General features: G+C 46.8%; 1 pseudogene. It reads left to right on the forward strand.

Going from position 1 to position 481, the window contains the following annotated elements:
* Nucleotides 1-254 (forward strand): annotated as a pseudogene (locus tag ACTHUR_RS19610) (peptidylprolyl isomerase); the annotation flags it as partial.
* Nucleotides 255-481 lie beyond the last annotated feature (227 nt).

The raw sequence follows: 481 nt of genomic DNA on the forward strand, positions 1-481 counted from the left end.
GTATTGAAGATGTCAACGCATTCCCTGTCGATGTTGAAGTAGGCATGATGTTTGAAGCCGATGATCCTGAAACTGGCGACGTATTGATTTACCGCGTAACCGACGTAGCGGACGGCAAAGCCGTAGTAGACGGCAACCATCCGCTTGCCGGCATGAAAATTTTGTTTAAAGCAACGGTTGACGGCGTACGCGATGCGACTGAAGAAGAAATCGCACACGGCCACGTTCATGGCCCGCACGGTCATCATCACTAATTAAGTTGATTGACAATCTAAGAGGTCGTCTGAAAACAGGATTGGGTTTCTGTTTTCAGACGACCTTTTTGTATTTTTCTAAGACTATTTTGGCTAAATAGAGACCTTGGCAAAATAGTCCCCCTTTACCTTTTCCTGCATCGTCTTCAGATGACTTTGCACGTTCACTTTGCTCGAACCCAAATAGGTCGTCTGAAAAGTACGGTATGGTCGAGTTGGTGCGGGGC

This window comes from Neisseria sp. P0021.S007 (genome assembly GCF_051956855.1).